Source organism: Streptomyces albireticuli (assembly GCF_002192455.1).
In the GTDB taxonomy this organism is placed as follows: domain Bacteria; phylum Actinomycetota; class Actinomycetes; order Streptomycetales; family Streptomycetaceae; genus Streptomyces; species Streptomyces albireticuli_B.
Genome location: NZ_CP021744.1, coordinates 4,665,565 through 4,680,638 on the forward strand (window position 1 = coordinate 4,665,565; position 15,074 = coordinate 4,680,638).

Annotated in this window: 8 protein-coding genes; 6 read left to right on the top strand and 2 right to left on the bottom strand. The window is 73.5% G+C overall.

The window, feature by feature from the left end:
• The first annotated feature begins 376 nt into the window (after positions 1 to 376).
• The 3 genes from SMD11_RS20220 to mfd all read left to right on the top strand — a co-directional run bounded on the left by SMD11_RS20220 (position 377) and on the right by mfd (position 7,549).
• Positions 377 to 1,165 carry an ABC transporter ATP-binding protein gene (locus tag SMD11_RS20220; RefSeq protein WP_087927785.1) on the top strand — a complete coding sequence of 263 codons (789 nt, stop codon included), beginning with the start codon at positions 377 to 379 and terminating at the stop codon, positions 1,163 to 1,165.
• Positions 1,162 to 3,735 (top strand): ABC transporter permease, encoded by a 2,574-nt coding sequence (locus SMD11_RS20225; RefSeq protein WP_087927786.1) that lies wholly within the window; start codon positions 1,162 to 1,164, stop codon positions 3,733 to 3,735. The genes SMD11_RS20220 and SMD11_RS20225 overlap by 4 nt, the downstream gene beginning before the upstream one ends.
• A 256-nt stretch (positions 3,736 to 3,991) precedes the next feature.
• The gene (mfd, locus tag SMD11_RS20230; protein WP_087927787.1) at positions 3,992 to 7,549 is read left to right on the top strand and encodes a transcription-repair coupling factor; all 3,558 of its coding nucleotides are present in this window, start codon (positions 3,992 to 3,994) and stop codon (positions 7,547 to 7,549) included.
• Between the two features lie 172 nt (positions 7,550 to 7,721).
• Here mfd and SMD11_RS20235 read toward each other — a convergent pair whose 3' ends face one another.
• Both SMD11_RS20235 and SMD11_RS20240 read right to left on the bottom strand, forming a co-directional pair.
• The gene (locus SMD11_RS20235; protein ID WP_087927788.1) at positions 7,722 to 9,188 is read right to left on the bottom strand and encodes a DUF2079 domain-containing protein; all 1,467 of its coding nucleotides are present in this window, start codon (positions 9,186 to 9,188) and stop codon (positions 7,722 to 7,724) included.
• 178 nt (positions 9,189 to 9,366) lie between these two features.
• On the bottom strand, positions 9,367 to 10,098 hold the full coding sequence (locus tag SMD11_RS20240; RefSeq protein WP_087927789.1) for a hypothetical protein: 732 nt from the start codon (positions 10,096 to 10,098) through the stop codon (positions 9,367 to 9,369).
• 196 nt (positions 10,099 to 10,294) lie between these two features.
• Here SMD11_RS20240 and SMD11_RS20245 point away from each other — a divergent pair, with 196 nt between their 5' ends.
• From SMD11_RS20245 to SMD11_RS20255, 3 genes are all read left to right on the top strand, one after another.
• A complete protein-coding gene (locus SMD11_RS20245) occupies positions 10,295 to 12,403 on the top strand; it encodes an N-6 DNA methylase (RefSeq protein ID WP_199843915.1) in 2,109 nt (702 codons plus the stop codon).
• Between the two features lie 88 nt (positions 12,404 to 12,491).
• Positions 12,492 to 13,514, top strand: a complete 1,023-nt coding sequence (locus SMD11_RS20250) for a hypothetical protein (RefSeq protein ID WP_087927791.1) — start codon at positions 12,492 to 12,494, stop codon at positions 13,512 to 13,514.
• Complete coding sequence (locus SMD11_RS20255) at positions 13,511 to 15,073, top strand: serine/threonine-protein kinase (RefSeq protein ID WP_087927792.1); 1,563 nt, start codon at positions 13,511 to 13,513, stop codon at positions 15,071 to 15,073. The genes SMD11_RS20250 and SMD11_RS20255 overlap by 4 nt, the downstream gene beginning before the upstream one ends.
• Position 15,074: the final 1 nt, after the last annotated feature.

Sequence of the window (15,074 nt, forward strand, 5' to 3'; positions counted from 1 at the left end):
GGACGGGCTTCACGCATTCTTCGCTCTTCGTTCCCCGCGCGGGCGCCGTCCGCGGGGGCGCGGCGCGGGCGCCGGGGCGCGCGGTGGCGTGGCCGGAGCTACCCCGAGACGGAGGGCGCCGGCAAGGTCACGTCCCCTAGGGGATGTTCCCCGCGATCTCCTCCGCGCTCCTCCGCGAGGTTCGTCCCGCAGCAGGAGGAGGGTGCCCCGGGCGCTCCCTAGCCTTCTTACGGACGGCCGGAGTGCGGGGGTGGGGTTAGCACCACCCCACATACACGGATGAGCACCATCGCGGCCGGTACCCGCATTCCCGCAGGCTGAGCACATGGCCCGGTGGCATGGACGCACCGGACGGAACAGGTAATAGGAGACTCACGTGACTACCGCTGTATCGATTCCCAGGACCGGGGGCAGTGGAGGGCATACGGCCGTCGCGGCGAGCGCGCGTCAGGTTGTGAAGGCCTACGGATCCGGGGAGACCCGGGTCGTCGCCCTCGACCATGTGGACGTGGACATCGCCCGTGGGCAGTTCACCGCCATCATGGGTCCCTCCGGTTCCGGCAAGTCGACCCTGATGCACTGCCTGGCGGGCCTCGACACCGTCACCTCCGGGCAGATCCACATCGACGACACCGAGATAACCGGTCTCAAGGACAAGAAGCTCACCCAGCTGCGCCGGGACCGGATCGGCTTCATCTTCCAGGCGTTCAACCTGCTCCCGACGCTCAACGCGCTCGAGAACATCACGCTCCCCATGGACATCGCCGGCCGCAAGCCCGACCGGGCCTGGCTGGACCGGGTCGTGGAGACCGTCGGCCTCGCGGGGCGGCTCAAGCACCGCCCGAACCAGCTCTCCGGCGGTCAGCAGCAGCGCGTCGCCGTGGCCCGCGCCCTCGCCGCCCGGCCGGAGATCATCTTCGGTGACGAGCCGACCGGCAACCTCGACTCGCGGGCCGGCGCCGAGGTGCTGGGCTTCCTCCGGCGCTCGGTGGACGAGCTGGGCCAGACCATCGTCATGGTCACCCACGATCCGGTGGCCGCCTCGTACGCCGACCGGGTGCTGTACCTGGCCGACGGCCGGATCGTCGACGAGATGTACAGCCCGACCGCGGACGCGGTCCTGGAGCGGATGAAGCACTTCGACGCGCGCGGGCGGGTGTCGTGACCGTCCTCCGTACCTCCCTGCGCAATTTCCTCGCCCACAAGGGGCGGATGGCGCTGTCGGCCGTGGCGGTCATGCTGTCGGTGGCGTTCGTCTGCGGCACGCTCGTCTTCACCGACACGATGACGGCGACGTTCGACAAGCTGTTCGCGTCCACCGCCTCCGACGTGGGCGTCAGCCCCAAGAAGAACGACGACGCCCAGCAGACCGGCAAGCCGGAGACGCTCCCCGCGTCGCTCCGGGAGAAGCTGGCCGCCGTCGACGGCGTCGCCAAGGTCGAGCCGCACGCCACCAGCCAGCAGATCACGGTCGCCGACAGCCGTAGGAAGAGCCTGAGCCCCACCTCCGGCGCCCCCACCGTGGGCACCAACTGGGACGACAGCCAGAAGAAGTCCGTCGAGATCACCAGCGGGCACGAGCCGCACGGCGTGGGCGAGGCCGTCCTCGACTCCGACACCGCCGACAAGCACCACGTGAAGACGGGGGACACCCTCCGGGTGATCGCCGCCCCGGGCGACTTCACCGTGCGGGTCGTCGGCATCGCGACGTACAGGACGACGAACCCCGGGGCGGCCGTCCTCTATTTCGACACCCCGACCGCGCAGGCCAAGCTGCTCGGCAGCACCCGTGAGTACAGCAGCTACGGGCTGACCGCCGCCTCCGGCGTCAGCCACGAGCAGCTCAAGGAGCGCGTCACCACCGCCCTCGGCCCGGCCGCCGGCGACTACGCGGTGCGCACCGCCGCCGAGACCAAGGAGGAGGACAAGAAGGAGCTGGGTTCCTTCCTCGACGTCATGAAGTACGCGCTGCTGGGCTTCGCCGGCATCGCCGTCCTCGTGGGCATCTTCCTGATCGTCAACACCTTCTCCATGCTGGTGGCCCAGCGCACCCGGGAGATCGGCCTGATGCGGGCCATCGGGTCCAGCCGCCGGCAGATCAACCGGTCGGTGCTGGTCGAGGCGCTGCTGCTCGGCGTCGTCGGCTCGGTGCTGGGCATCGGTGGCGGTGTGGCCCTCGCCGTGGGGCTGATGAAGCTCATGGGGTCCATGGGCATGAAGCTCGACATGGGCGAGCTGACCATCAAGGCCGCCACGCCGATCACCGGTCTCGCCATCGGTGTGATCGTGACCGTCCTCGCCGCCTACCTCCCCGCCCGCCGGGCCGGGAAGATCTCCCCGATGGCCGCCCTGCGCGACGCGGGCACCCCGGCCGACGGCAAGGCCGGCAAGGTGCGCACCACGGTCGGCCTGCTGCTGACCGCCCTGGGCGGGCTGTCGCTGGTCGCCGCCGCCACGTCCGACGACGCCCAGGCGGGCTCGGGCATGCTGGGCCTCGGCGTCCTGCTCTCCCTGGTGGGCTTCATCGTCGTGGGCCCGCTGCTCGCCGGCTTCGTCGTCCGCGTGCTGAGCGCGGTCGTGCTGCGGGTCTTCGGCCCCGTCGGCCGCCTCGCCGAGCGGAACGCGCTGCGCAACCCGCGGCGTACGGGCGCCACCGCCTCCGCCCTGATGATCGGCCTCGCGCTGGTCGCCGCCCTGGCCGTGGTGGGTTCCTCCATGGTCGCCTCGGCCACGGACCAGCTCGACAAGTCGGTGGGCGCGGACTTCATCGTCCAGTCCGAGAACCAGCAGCCGCTGAGCCCGGCCGTGGTCAAGGCGGTCACGTCCGCCGGCCACGTCGAGCACGTCACCGAGTACACGGTCGTCAACGCGAAGATCACCACCCCGGACGGCAAGAGCGCGACCCAGCGGCTGTCCGCGGTGACCCCGACCTACGCCGACGACGTGCGCGCCGAGACGGTCAAGGGCGACCTCAAGGACGCCTACGCCAAGGACGCCATGTCCGTGCCGGAGGGCTTCGCCAAGGACCACGGCGTCAAGCTGGGCGACCGGCTGAAGGTCGCCATGGTCGGCGGGAAGCCGGCCGAGCTCACGGTCAAGGCCGTCACCTCGGACGACACCAGCATCGACCAGGGCGCGATGTACACGAACATCGCCACCGCGCGGAGCTACCTCCCGGCGGAGAAGATGCCGCTGGACTTCATGCTCCTCGCCAAGGCCGCCGACGGGCAGACCGAGCAGGCCGCCGCCGCGCTCAAGGCGTCCGTCGAGCAGTACCCGCAGATCAAGGTCCGTGACCAGTCCGACTACAAGAAGCTCATCCAGGACCAGGTCGGCCAGCTGCTCAACATGATCTACGGCCTGCTGGCCCTCGCGATCATCGTCGCGGTGCTGGGCGTCGTGAACACCCTGGCCCTGTCGGTCGTCGAGCGGACCCGGGAGATCGGCCTGCTGCGGGCGATCGGCCTCTCGCGCCGCCAGATGCGCCGCATGATCCGCCTGGAGTCGGTCGTCATCGCCCTCTTCGGCGCCCTGCTCGGCCTCGGCCTCGGCATGGCCTGGGGCACCACGGCCCAGAAGCTGCTGGCCCTCCAGGGCCTCGGCGTCCTGGACATCCCCTGGCCGACGATCGTCTCGGTCTTCCTGGGGTCGGCGGTGGTGGGCCTGCTGGCCGCACTGGTCCCGGCGTTCCGGGCGGGCCGGATGAACGTCCTGAAGGCCATCGCCACCGACTGATCCCCGCGAGGGGGTCCGTCGGACCCGGCCCGGTCCCGGTGCGCCACGGGGGTGCGCACCAGGACCGGGCCTTCTCATGCCCTCTTCCTGCCGTTCGCGCGGCTCTCCCCGGCCCGCGCCGACCCGGCCGCCCGGGCGAATCGTTCCAGCGGTGTGTGTCGGCCCACCGTCGTAGGCTGGGGGCACCCCGGCCCGTGCGTACGTGTCGGGCGATTCGCGTTGTCCCTCACGTCCAACCCGGGATCGGAAACCCTTCATGAGCCTGCACGGTCTGCTCGACGCCGTCGTCAACGATCCGGCGCTCGCCGAAGCGGTCAAGGCCGCGGCCGACGGCAACCGTCCGCACGTCGACCTCGTCGGCCCGCCCGCCGCGCGGCCGTTCGCCGTCGCCGCCCTCGCCCGCTCCGCCGGGCGCCCCGTGCTCGCCGTGACCGCCACCGGCCGGGAGGCCGAGGACCTGGCGGCCGCGCTGCGCTCGCTGCTGCCGCCCGACGGCGTCGTGGAGTTCCCCGCCTGGGAGACGCTGCCGCACGAGCGGCTCTCGCCGCGCTCCGACACCGTCGGCCGTCGCCTCGCCGTGCTGCGCCGGCTCGCGCACCCGCGCGCCGACGACCCGGCGGCCGGGCCGGTGAGCGTGGTCGTCGCGCCCGTGCGCTCCGTGCTCCAGCCGCAGGTCAAGGGGCTCGGCGACCTGGAGCCCGTAAGCCTGCGCACGGGCGAGAGCGCCGACCTCGGGGAGGTCACGGAGGCGCTGGCCGCCGCCGCGTACGCCCGGGTCGAGCTCGTCGAGAAGCGCGGCGAGTTCGCCGTCCGCGGCGGCATCCTCGATGTGTTCCCGCCGACCGAGGAGCACCCGCTGCGGGTGGAGTTCTGGGGCGACGACGTCGAGGAGATCCGCTACTTCAAGGTCGCCGACCAGCGGTCCCTGGAGGCCGCCGAGCACGGCCTGTGGGCGCCGCCCTGCCGCGAGCTGCTGCTGACCGGCGCCGTGCGGGCGCGGGCCGCCGAGCTCGCGGAGGAGCACCCCGAGCTGGGCGAGCTGCTCGGCAAGATCGCCGAGGGCATCGCGGTGGAGGGCATGGAGTCCCTCGCCCCCGCCCTGGTGGACGACATGGAGCTGCTGCTCGACGTCCTCCCGGCCGGGGCCATGGCCGTCGTCTGCGACCCCGAGCGGGTGCGGACCCGGGCCGCGGACCTCGTCGCCACCAGCCAGGAGTTCCTCCAGGCGTCCTGGGCGGCCACGGCCGGCGGCGGCGAGGCGCCCATCGACGTCGACGCGGCCTCGCTGTGGGGCATCGCGGACGTCCGCGACCGGGCCCGCGAGCTCGGCATGATGTGGTGGTCCGTCAGCCCCTTCGCCGCCGACGAGACGCTGACATCTGCCGCCGGCGCGGCGGGCGACGGCGACACCCTCAAGCTGGGCATGCACGCCCCCGAGACCTACCGCGGCGACACCGCCCGCGCCCTGGCCGATACCAAGGGCTGGCTCGCGGACGGCTGGCGGGCCGTCTTCGTCACCGAGGGGCACGGCCCCGCCGCCCGCACGGTCGAGGTCCTCGGCGGCGAGGGCATCGCCGCCCGGCTGGACGCGGACGTGGCCGAGCTGTCGCCGTCCGTCGTCCACGTCTCCTGCGCGAGCCTCGACAACGGCTTCGTCGACCCCGGCCTGAAGCTCGCGGTCCTCACCGAGACCGACCTCTCGGGGCAGAAGTCCGCCAGTAAGGACCTGGGCCGGATGCCGGTCCGCCGCCGCAAGACCATCGACCCGCTCACCCTCCAGGCGGGCGACTACATCGTCCACGAACAGCACGGCGTCGGCCGCTACATCGAGATGGTGCAGCGCACCGTCCAAGGCGCGACCCGCGAATACCTGCTGGTGGAGTACGCGCCCGCCAAGCGCGGCCAGCCGGGCGACCGGCTCTACATCCCCACCGACCAGCTGGAGCAGGTCACCAAGTACGTCGGCGGGGAGGCGCCCACGCTGCACCGCCTCGGCGGCGCGGACTGGACGAAGACGAAGGCGCGCGCGAAGAAGGCCGTCAAGGAGATCGCCGCCGACCTGATCAAGCTGTACTCGGCGCGGATGGCGGCCCCCGGCCACTCCTTCGGCGCGGACACCCCCTGGCAGCGGGAGCTGGAGGACGCCTTCCCGTACGCGGAGACGCCCGACCAGCTCACCACCATCGCCGAGGTCAAGGAGGACATGGAGAAGTCCGTCCCCATGGACCGCCTGGTCTGCGGCGACGTCGGCTACGGCAAGACGGAGATCGCGGTCCGCGCGGCCTTCAAGGCCGTGCAGGACGGCAAGCAGGTCGCGGTGCTGGTGCCCACCACGCTGCTGGTGCAGCAGCACTTCGGGACGTTCTCCGAGCGGTACTCCCAGTTCCCCGTGGTGGTGAAGGCGCTGTCGCGGTTCCAGACCGACGCCGAGGCGAAGGCGGTCCTGGAGGGGCTGCGCGAGGGCTCGGTCGACATCGTCATCGGCACGCACCGGCTCTTCTCGTCCGAGACGAAGTTCAAGGACCTGGGCCTGGTCATCGTCGACGAGGAGCAGCGCTTCGGCGTCGAGCACAAGGAGCAGCTGAAGAAGCTGCGCGCCAACGTCGACGTGCTGACGATGTCCGCCACCCCGATTCCGCGCACCCTGGAGATGGCGGTGACGGGCATCCGCGAGATGTCGACGATCACCACGCCGCCGGAGGAGCGCCACCCGGTGCTCACCTTCGTGGGGCCGTACGACCAGAAGCAGATCGGCGCGGCCATCCGCCGTGAGCTGCTGCGCGAGGGCCAGGTCTTCTACATCCACAACCGGGTGGAGTCCATCGACCGGGCCGCGGCCCGGCTGCGCGAGATCGTGCCGGAGGCGCGGATCCAGACGGCGCACGGACAGATGGGCGAGAGCGCGCTGGAACAGGTCGTCGTCGACTTCTGGGAGAAGAAGTTCGACGTGCTGGTCTCGACGACGATCGTGGAGTCGGGCATCGACATCTCCAACGCCAACACCCTGATCGTCGAGCGCGGCGACAACTTCGGCCTGTCCCAGCTGCACCAGCTGCGCGGCCGCGTGGGCCGCAGCCGCGAGCGGGGCTACGCCTACTTCCTCTACCCGCCGGAGAAGCCGCTGACCGAGACCGCGCACGAGCGGCTCGCCACGATCGCCCAGCACACCGAGATGGGCGCGGGCATGTACGTGGCGATGAAGGACCTGGAGATCCGCGGCGCGGGCAATCTGCTCGGCGGCGAGCAGTCCGGGCACATCGCGGGCGTCGGCTTCGACCTCTACATCCGCATGGTCGGCGAGGCCGTGGCGGACTACCGGGCGTCGGTCGAGGGCGGCGAGGAGGAGGCGGAGGCACCGCTGGAGGTGAAGATCGAGCTGCCGGTCGACGCGCACGTCCCGCACGACTACGCGCCGGGCGAGCGGCTGCGCCTCCAGGCCTACCGGGCGATCGCCTCGGCCAACAGCGAGGAGGACATCCGGGCCGTCCGGGAGGAGCTCACCGACCGGTACGGCAAGCTCCCGGAGCCGGTGGAGAACCTGCTGCTCGTCGCGGGCCTGCGGATGCTCGCGCGGGCGTGCGGCGTCGCCGACATCACCCTCCAGGGCTCGAACGTCCGCTTCGGCCCCGTCGAGCTGAGGGAGTCCCAGGAGCTGCGCCTCAAGCGGCTCTACCCCCGCACGGTGATGAAGCCGGCCACCCAGCAGATCCTCGTGCCGAGGCCGGCCACCCGCCCGATCGGCGGGAAGCCGCTGGTGGGCCGGGAGCTGCTGGCGTGGACGGGGGAGTTCCTCACGACGATCCTGGGGTCGTGACGCCCTCGTCGCCCTCGACCGCCGGGCGGGCCGGATCCTTCGGCCCGCCCGGCGGCATTTGCAGGGGGCGTTCCGGGAGGCAGCGGGTGAGGTAGCCGGGGGGAGTCAGAGCGGCCGAGGTCCGAGGAACAGGGGCCCGGGGGCCGGGGGCCGGACCGGGGAACGCCTCCCGTCAGGGGGCGGTCGCCGCGACCCGCCGCAGCACGGTGTACCCGCCCTCGTTGCCCAGCACCGCGTACTCCGTCCCGGGGTGCAGCCGGCGGATGTCCTCCACGACGTCCGCCGCCCCCTTGCCGTCGGGCGTGCGCATCGCCACGTACTCCGGTATCAGCCCGCGGGTGTCCCCGATCCACAGCACCCGGCAGCGCCCCGCCAGCCGGCTTATGGGCCCGACGTCGGACTCGACCGTGGCGCCGTCGGGGATGCGGTCGAGGAGCCGCTCGGCGGCGCGGACGCTCGCGGGGACGCGGTAGGTGTCCGGCTCGGTCAGGCTGTAGAGCGGCAGCGAGGCGGTCAGGGCCAGGGCCGCCGCGAGGACGGCGCCGGGCAGGTGGTCCGCGTAGGAGCGCAGCCAGGGGCGGCGGCTCCCGCGGGCCCGGGTGAGGGCGTCGGTGAGGGCGATGAAGACGACGGGCATGAGCACGGCGCTGTAGTGCCAGTCGGTGCCCCAGTAGTGGTCGTCGTGGGAGGCGAACCGCCAGCCGAGGGTGGGCAGCGCGACGATCAGCAGCGGCGAGCGCAGGGCGAGGAGCCCGGTGGTGGGCAGCAGCAGCCAGAGCAGGGTGCGGATCGCGGTGTCGGCGGGGATGGTCGGGGCGGGGCCGTCGCCGCCGCCGAGCTTGGTCCAGTAGTCGTAGGAGCCGTCGTGGTTGAAGCCGGGGATGATCACGCCGAAGGCGAGGGCGGCGAAGGCGAGCCCGAAGGCGACGAGGCCGATGGCGAGCGCGGCGGCGTTCGGCTCGCGCCGGGTGCCGCGCAGGCGTATCAGGACGACCACGCCGATCGCGGCCACGGTGATCCCGAGGTCCTCCTTGACGAGGACGAGGGGCAGGGCCCAGGCCATCGCGGCCCGCCAGCGCCGGCGGACCACCGCCTCCAGGGAGAAGGCGAGCAGCGGCATCGCGAACGCGATCTCGTGGAAGTCGAAGTCGACGGCGCGCTGGACGCCCCAGGACAGGCCGTAGGCGATGCCGACGGCCAGGCCGCGCTTGCGGCCGAGCAGCCCGGCGGCCAGCCGGGTGACGGGGACGGCGGACAGGGCGAAGAGGGCGGCCTGGGCGACGAGCAGGACGACAGGGCTCGGGAAGAGCCGGTAGAGCGGGGCGAGGAGCGCCGTGACCGGGCTGAAATGGTCGCCGAGGATGTTGGTGCCCGGGCCCTTGAGGTCGGCGACCGGTGCCTGGAGGTGGGCGTAGGCCCGTATGGCCTGCTCGAAGATCCCCAGGTCCCAGGACATGGTGAGCATCCGGCGGTGCCGGCAGACCGACAGCGCGGTGAAGAGGACGAAGAGGACGCCCGCCACCCAGTAGGGATCGAGCCGTGGCGCGCGCAGGGAGGCCGCGCGGGGCCGGCTCCCGGGCGTCGCCTCGGCCGCGTGCCGGTCCGGTGCCGGAGCGGTGGCGGCTGCGGCCGGGTCCATGGGGGAGTCCTTTTCTCTGGGGCTGCGGGGGACATGTGGGACGACCGTCCGGGAGGACGGGACGACTGTCGGAAAAGATACGCGGAGCCCCTGGGCCTCCGGCCCCCCTTCAGGAGACGGGCCGTCGCCCGGACCGGTTCAGTCTGGTCCGGACCGGCTCGGCCTCGTCCGGGGTGGCTCAGCCCGTCTTCTTCCAGTCCGCGCAGCCGTTGGTCTTGAAGTACCCGTCCTGCGGGGAAAGTGTCACGATGCCGCTGCCCGTGACGTTCTCGTTGGCCTCGATGCTGTCCATCTCGTGGAGGGCGTCCTTGTCGCGCTCCCAGTAGCACCCCGACTTGTTGCCCTCGGCCTTGTAGGTGCCCGGGGCTATGTCGACACCCACGCGGTACATGCCGTTGCCGGACACCTGGGTCTGCGGGGTGGCGCCCGCCTTGTCCTCGGTGACGCGGTGCCAGCCCTTGCAGCCGCGCGTCTTGAAGATCTTGTCGTCCGCCTTGACCGTCACATAGCTCGCCCCCTGCACGTTGTCGTTGGCGAGGATCGAGTCCAGGCCGCCGCTGGAGTCCTTGGCCCGCTCCCAGTAACAGCCGAGCTTGTTGCCCGTGGAGCGGTACGTGCCCGGCTTGATGTCCGAGCCGACCTGGAACGTGCCGTTGCCGGAGACGTCCGCCTTCTTCTTGTCCTTGCCCTGGCCGTCCTGGTTCTCCTTGGCGCCGCCCTTGGCCGTGTCCTTGCCCGCGCCGGCCCGCTCCGAGGACGACGAGGCCGTGGTCGTGCCGTCGCCCTCGTCGCCGCCTCCGCCGACCGCGGCGCCGACCGCGACGACCACGACGAGCGCGCCGGCCCCGGTGAGGACCTTGTGCCGCGCGAACCAGCTCCGCTGCTTGTGGGGGTTGGCGTGGTGAGACATGGCTGACACCTTTCGGCGTGAGGAAAGTCGTGAACCGATGAGGCAATGACAACAGACGCTGTGAACCGAGTCAACACGATTCACGAGAACGGGTGAGTTCACGGCTGTGAACGGGTCGGGTCGTTGTGCGCGGGTATGCTCGGCACCACAGCGAGACGACGCAGGCCGGCGAGCGTGCGAGTGAGAGGGGAGCCCGGTGCAGGAGAGCGCAGCGGAAGTGACCGCGGCCGGGATCGCCCGGCTGGCCGGAGTGGGCCGCGCGGCCGTCAGCAACTGGCGCCGGCGCCACCCCGACTTCCCCCAGCCCATAGGGGGCACCGAGACGAGTCCGACCTTCGCCCTCGGCGACGTCGAGACCTGGCTGCGCCATCAGGGCAAGCTCGCCGAGGTGCCTCTGCGCGAGCGGGTCTGGCAGCAGCTCAGCGGCGACCCGGCCGGCGCCGTGGCCGCCCTGCGCACCGCGGGCGCGGTCCTCCTGCTCGTCCACGACCGCCCGACGACCTGGCTGGAGCTCGCCGCCCTCACCGACCTCAAGCTGGCCGAGGAACTGCCCACGGCCCTGGAGGCCGTGCTCGCCGCCCGGCTCGGCGAGCGGCACCCCGTCACCGTGCCCGGCCCCGCCGAGCTGGCCGTCTCCTCCGCCCTCCTCCGCGGCGCCGCCGAGCTCGCCGCGGGCCGGAGCGCCGCCCAGGTCTACGAATTCCTCCTCGGCCGGCACCTCGACGCCAACCCCCGGCAGTACACCCTGACCCCGGCCGGCCCCGCCGAGCTGATGGCGGCCCTCGCCCTCGGCCTCCCCCAGGGGGCCGCCCAGGACCCCGCGGACCGCCCGCGGCCGCACACCGTCCTCGACCCCGCGTGCGGCACCGGCGGCCTGCTGCACGCCGCCGTCACCACGGGCACCCCGGCCCCGGCCGGGTTCCACGGCCAGGAGGCCGACCCCGAGCTCGCCGCCCTCACAGCCCTCCGCCTCGCCTTGCACACCGACGGCCGGGTGCGGGTGCGCGCCGGTGACAGCCTGCGCGCCGACGCCTTCACGGACTCCGCGGCCGACGCCGTGCTGTGCCACCCCCCGTTCAACGAACGCAACTGGGGCCACGAGGAGCTGGCCTACGACCCGCGCTGGGAGTACGGCTTCCCCGCCCGCACCGAATCCGAGCTCGCCTGGGTCCAGCACGCCCTCGCCCGCCTGCGGCCCGGCGGCACCGCCGTCCTGCTGATGCCGCCGGCCGTCGCCTCCCGCCGCTCCGGCCGCCGGATCCGGGCCGACCTCCTGCGCCGCGGCGCCCTGCGCGCAGTGATCGCCCTGCCCGCCGGGGCCGCGCCGCCCTACGGCATCCCCCTCCACCTGTGGGTGCTGCGCCGGCCCGGTGCCCAGCAGTCACCCACCCCGCACGTCCTGCTCGTCGACACCGCGGGCGCCGGCGGCCCCGCCCCGGCGGGCCGCGAGAAGCTCCCCTGGCAGGCCGTCCGCACCGCCGCCCTAGAGGCCTGGGCGGACTTCGACCGGCACGGCACGGTCGCCGAGCGGCCCGGCCGGTGCCGCTCGCTGCCCGTCATCGACCTCCTCGACGACGACGTGGACCTCGCCCCGGCCCGGCACCTCCCGCCGCCCGCGGCCGGCGGAGGCGCCGCCGAGCTCGCCGACGTCCACGACCGGCTCACCCTCGCCCTGCGCCGGGCCGGCGACCTGGCCCCCGCCCTGCCCGGCGAGCCCGCCGACCCCGCCCGCTGGCCCGCCACCACCGTCGGCGAACTGGCCCGTGCCGGAGCCCTCGTGCTGCGCGCCGGCGGCCCCGGGGCCGTCCCCGAACCGGGCGCCGACGCCCCGCCCGTCCTCACCGACTACGACGTCAAGGCGGGCGGCGCCCCCTCCGGCACCCTCCCCGAGGGCCCGGCCGAGGAGCCCGTCCTCGTCGAGGCCGGCGACGTCGTGGTGCCGGTCCTCGGCGACGTCACCGCCGCCCGCGTGGTCGACGAGGCCACCGCCGGGGCCGCGCTCGGCCGCGGTCTGTTCCTCCTGCGGCCCGACCCGGCCGCGCTCGACGCCTGGTTCCTCGCCGGTTTCCTGCGGGGCAGCGCCAACCAGCGCCAGGCCAGCAGCTACGCCTCCACCGCCACCCGGCTCGACGTGCGCCGGCTCCAGGTGCCCCGGCTGCCCCTGGCCGACCAGCGGCGCTACGGCGCCCGCTTCCGCGAACTCGCCGCGTTCGAGGAGGCGCTGCGGCTCACCGAGCGGCTGGGCGAGCGCCTCGTCCAGGGGCTGTACGACGGGCTGACCGACGGCACGGTGCGGCCGGAGTGATCTGTTACACCGTCTGATCCGTACAACTGGGGCGGTGTTGTCCGGGTCGGTAGATAGGCTCAGGCACAACCGCACTCCAGGAGCAGGAATGAACGGCCCCGGCCTCGCACCGCCGCAGAACAGCCGACCCGGCAGATCGATGGTGATCGCCACCAGGGTGGTCGTCATCGTCCTCACGGTGTGCTCCGTCTGCATCCTGTGCTGGGTGCCGATGCTGAGGCTCGCCATCGTCCGCCGGCGGGGCCTGGACTGGGCGTTGTTCTGGGGAGTGCTCGTCCTCTCCGTCTTCCTGATGTCCTGCTTCCGGGAGTCGCTCGCCGGCACCCCCTGGCCCAATGTGGCGGTGGCCTCGCTGCTCGTGCTGGGCGGCGTCACCCTCACCACCTACATCCGGGGCGACATCAGGCACCAGCGGGAGCTCGACGCCCAGCTCGCGCCCGCCTTCCCGGCGGCCCCCGCCCCGGCCGGGGCGTACGACGCGTACGCGGGCGACGCCCAGCCGTACGGACAGCCGGGGCCGCCCCCGGCGCCCGGCTTCCGGGACGCCCGCCCCGTACACGCCGACCGGTCCTTCGCGGAGACCCAGCCCTTCCGGTCCCCGTTCCCCGCCCAGCTGTCCCACCCGCAGCCGCCCCGGCCCCGCCCGCCCCACGCCCAGCCGCCCCTGCCCCAGCAGGCCCACCTCCAGCAGACCCGGCCCCGGACGTCGCCCTTCCCGCCGTCGCATCCCCAGCCGTCGCATCCCCAGCCGCCGTACGCCCAGCCGCCGCACGCCCGGCAGGCGCCGCCGACCCCTTCGTACGGCTACATATCCCAGCCCTCGCCGGGCCCCACGCCGCAGCCTCAGATGCCGCCGGCTCCCGCACCCCCGGCTCCCACACCCCCGGCGCCCACGCCTCCGCCGTGGCAGGGCGTCCAGGCTGTCCAAGGTGTCCAGGGCGACCCGGTCGCCCAGGCCCCCGCCCAGCCGCAGGCGCCGGGCCGGCACCGCCGCCCCCAGGCCGCGACGCCGTACCAGCCGCAGCGCATCGACGAAGTTCGGGCGGAGCTGGACGAGTTGAGCGACCTGCTGCGCAGGGAGCCCCGGGACCGTAGGGAGCAGGGCCTGTGAACGGCCGCGTCATCGCCGGTCGCTACGAGCTCGCCACGGTCATCGGCCAGGGCGGCATGGGCCAGGTGTGGACCGCCTACGACCGCCGCCTCGACCGCCGCGTCGCCGTGAAGCTGCTGCGCCCCGACCGGATGGCCGGCACCGAGGGCGCCGACGAGATGCGCCGCCGCTTCGTCCGCGAGTGCCGGGTCACCGCCCAGGTCGACCACCGCGGCCTCGTCACCGTCCACGACGCGGGCAGCGACGGCGAGGAGCTCTACCTCGTCATGCAGTACGTGGAGGGCGCCGACCTCGCCGACCACCTCGCCGAGAACGACCCCTACCCCTGGCCCTGGGCCGTCTCCGTGGCGGCGCAGCTGTGCTCCGTGCTGTCCGCCGTGCACGCCGTGCCGATCGTCCACCGCGACCTCAAGCCACGGAACGTCATGGTCCGCCCGGACGGCTCCGTGCTCGTCCTCGACCTCGGTGTCGCCGCCGTCCTGGACACCGACACCACCCGGCTCACCCGCACCGGTTCGCCCATCGGCAGTCCCGCCTACATGGCGCCCGAGCAGGCCATGGGCGGCGCGGTCGGCCCGTACACCGACCTCTACGCCCTGGGCGTGCTGCTCCACGAACTGCTGGTCGGCGAGGTGCCGTTCGCCGGCTCGACGGCGCTGGGCGTGCTCCACCGCCACCTCTACGAGCCGCCCGTCCCGGTCCGCCAGCTGCGGCCCGAGGTGCCCCGGCCCCTGGAGGAGCTCGTCCTGCGGCTGATGGCCAAGGACCCGCTCCACCGCTTCGCCGACGCCCAGGAGGCGTACCAGGCGCTCGCGCCCCTGCTGCCGCTCCCCGGCACGGCCACGGGCAACGCCGCCGGGCCGGTCCTGGGGCCCATGAACCCCACGCGCCCCTTCCTTCTGCCGCACGCCCCCTGGCCCGACCGGGCCGCCACCGCGGCGCAGCCCGCCCCGGTCCCCGCGACGGCGCTGCTCGGCCCGCCGCCGGAGGCCCCCAGCGGTCCCGACGTGGCCGAAGCGGTGGAAGAGGTCAAGCGCCTCCTCGACCAGGGCGGCATCACCCAGGCCGTGGACCTCCTCGGCTCGATCCTCCCCGCGGCCGCCGCCGAGCACGGCGAGCGGTCCACGGTGGTGCGCACCCTCCGCAGGCAGTACGCGGCCACGCTGATGGACGACGGCCAGTACCGGCGCGCGCTGCCCGAACTGCGCCGCCTCGCCGACGACTACGCCATGGAGAGCGGCCCGCAGGCCGCCCGCCGGGTGCTTCGCTTCCAGTACGACGCCGCGCAGTGCCTGGAGCAGCTCGGGGAGGCGGTCGCGGCGCTCGCCGAGTACCGCGCCCTGCTCCCGCGCTTCGAGGGCTACCCGGACGACCCCACCACCCCCCTGGACATCCGCCGTCGCATAGGCCATCTGCTGCTGTCCCTCGGCGACCGGCAGGCCGCCCACGACACGCTCGTCGCGCTGCTCCACGACGCCGAGCGGCTGCACGGCCCGCACCACCCCCTGCCCGCCGAGGTCCGGCACACCCTCCAGTGGCTCGGCCAGGTGCGGGCCTGAG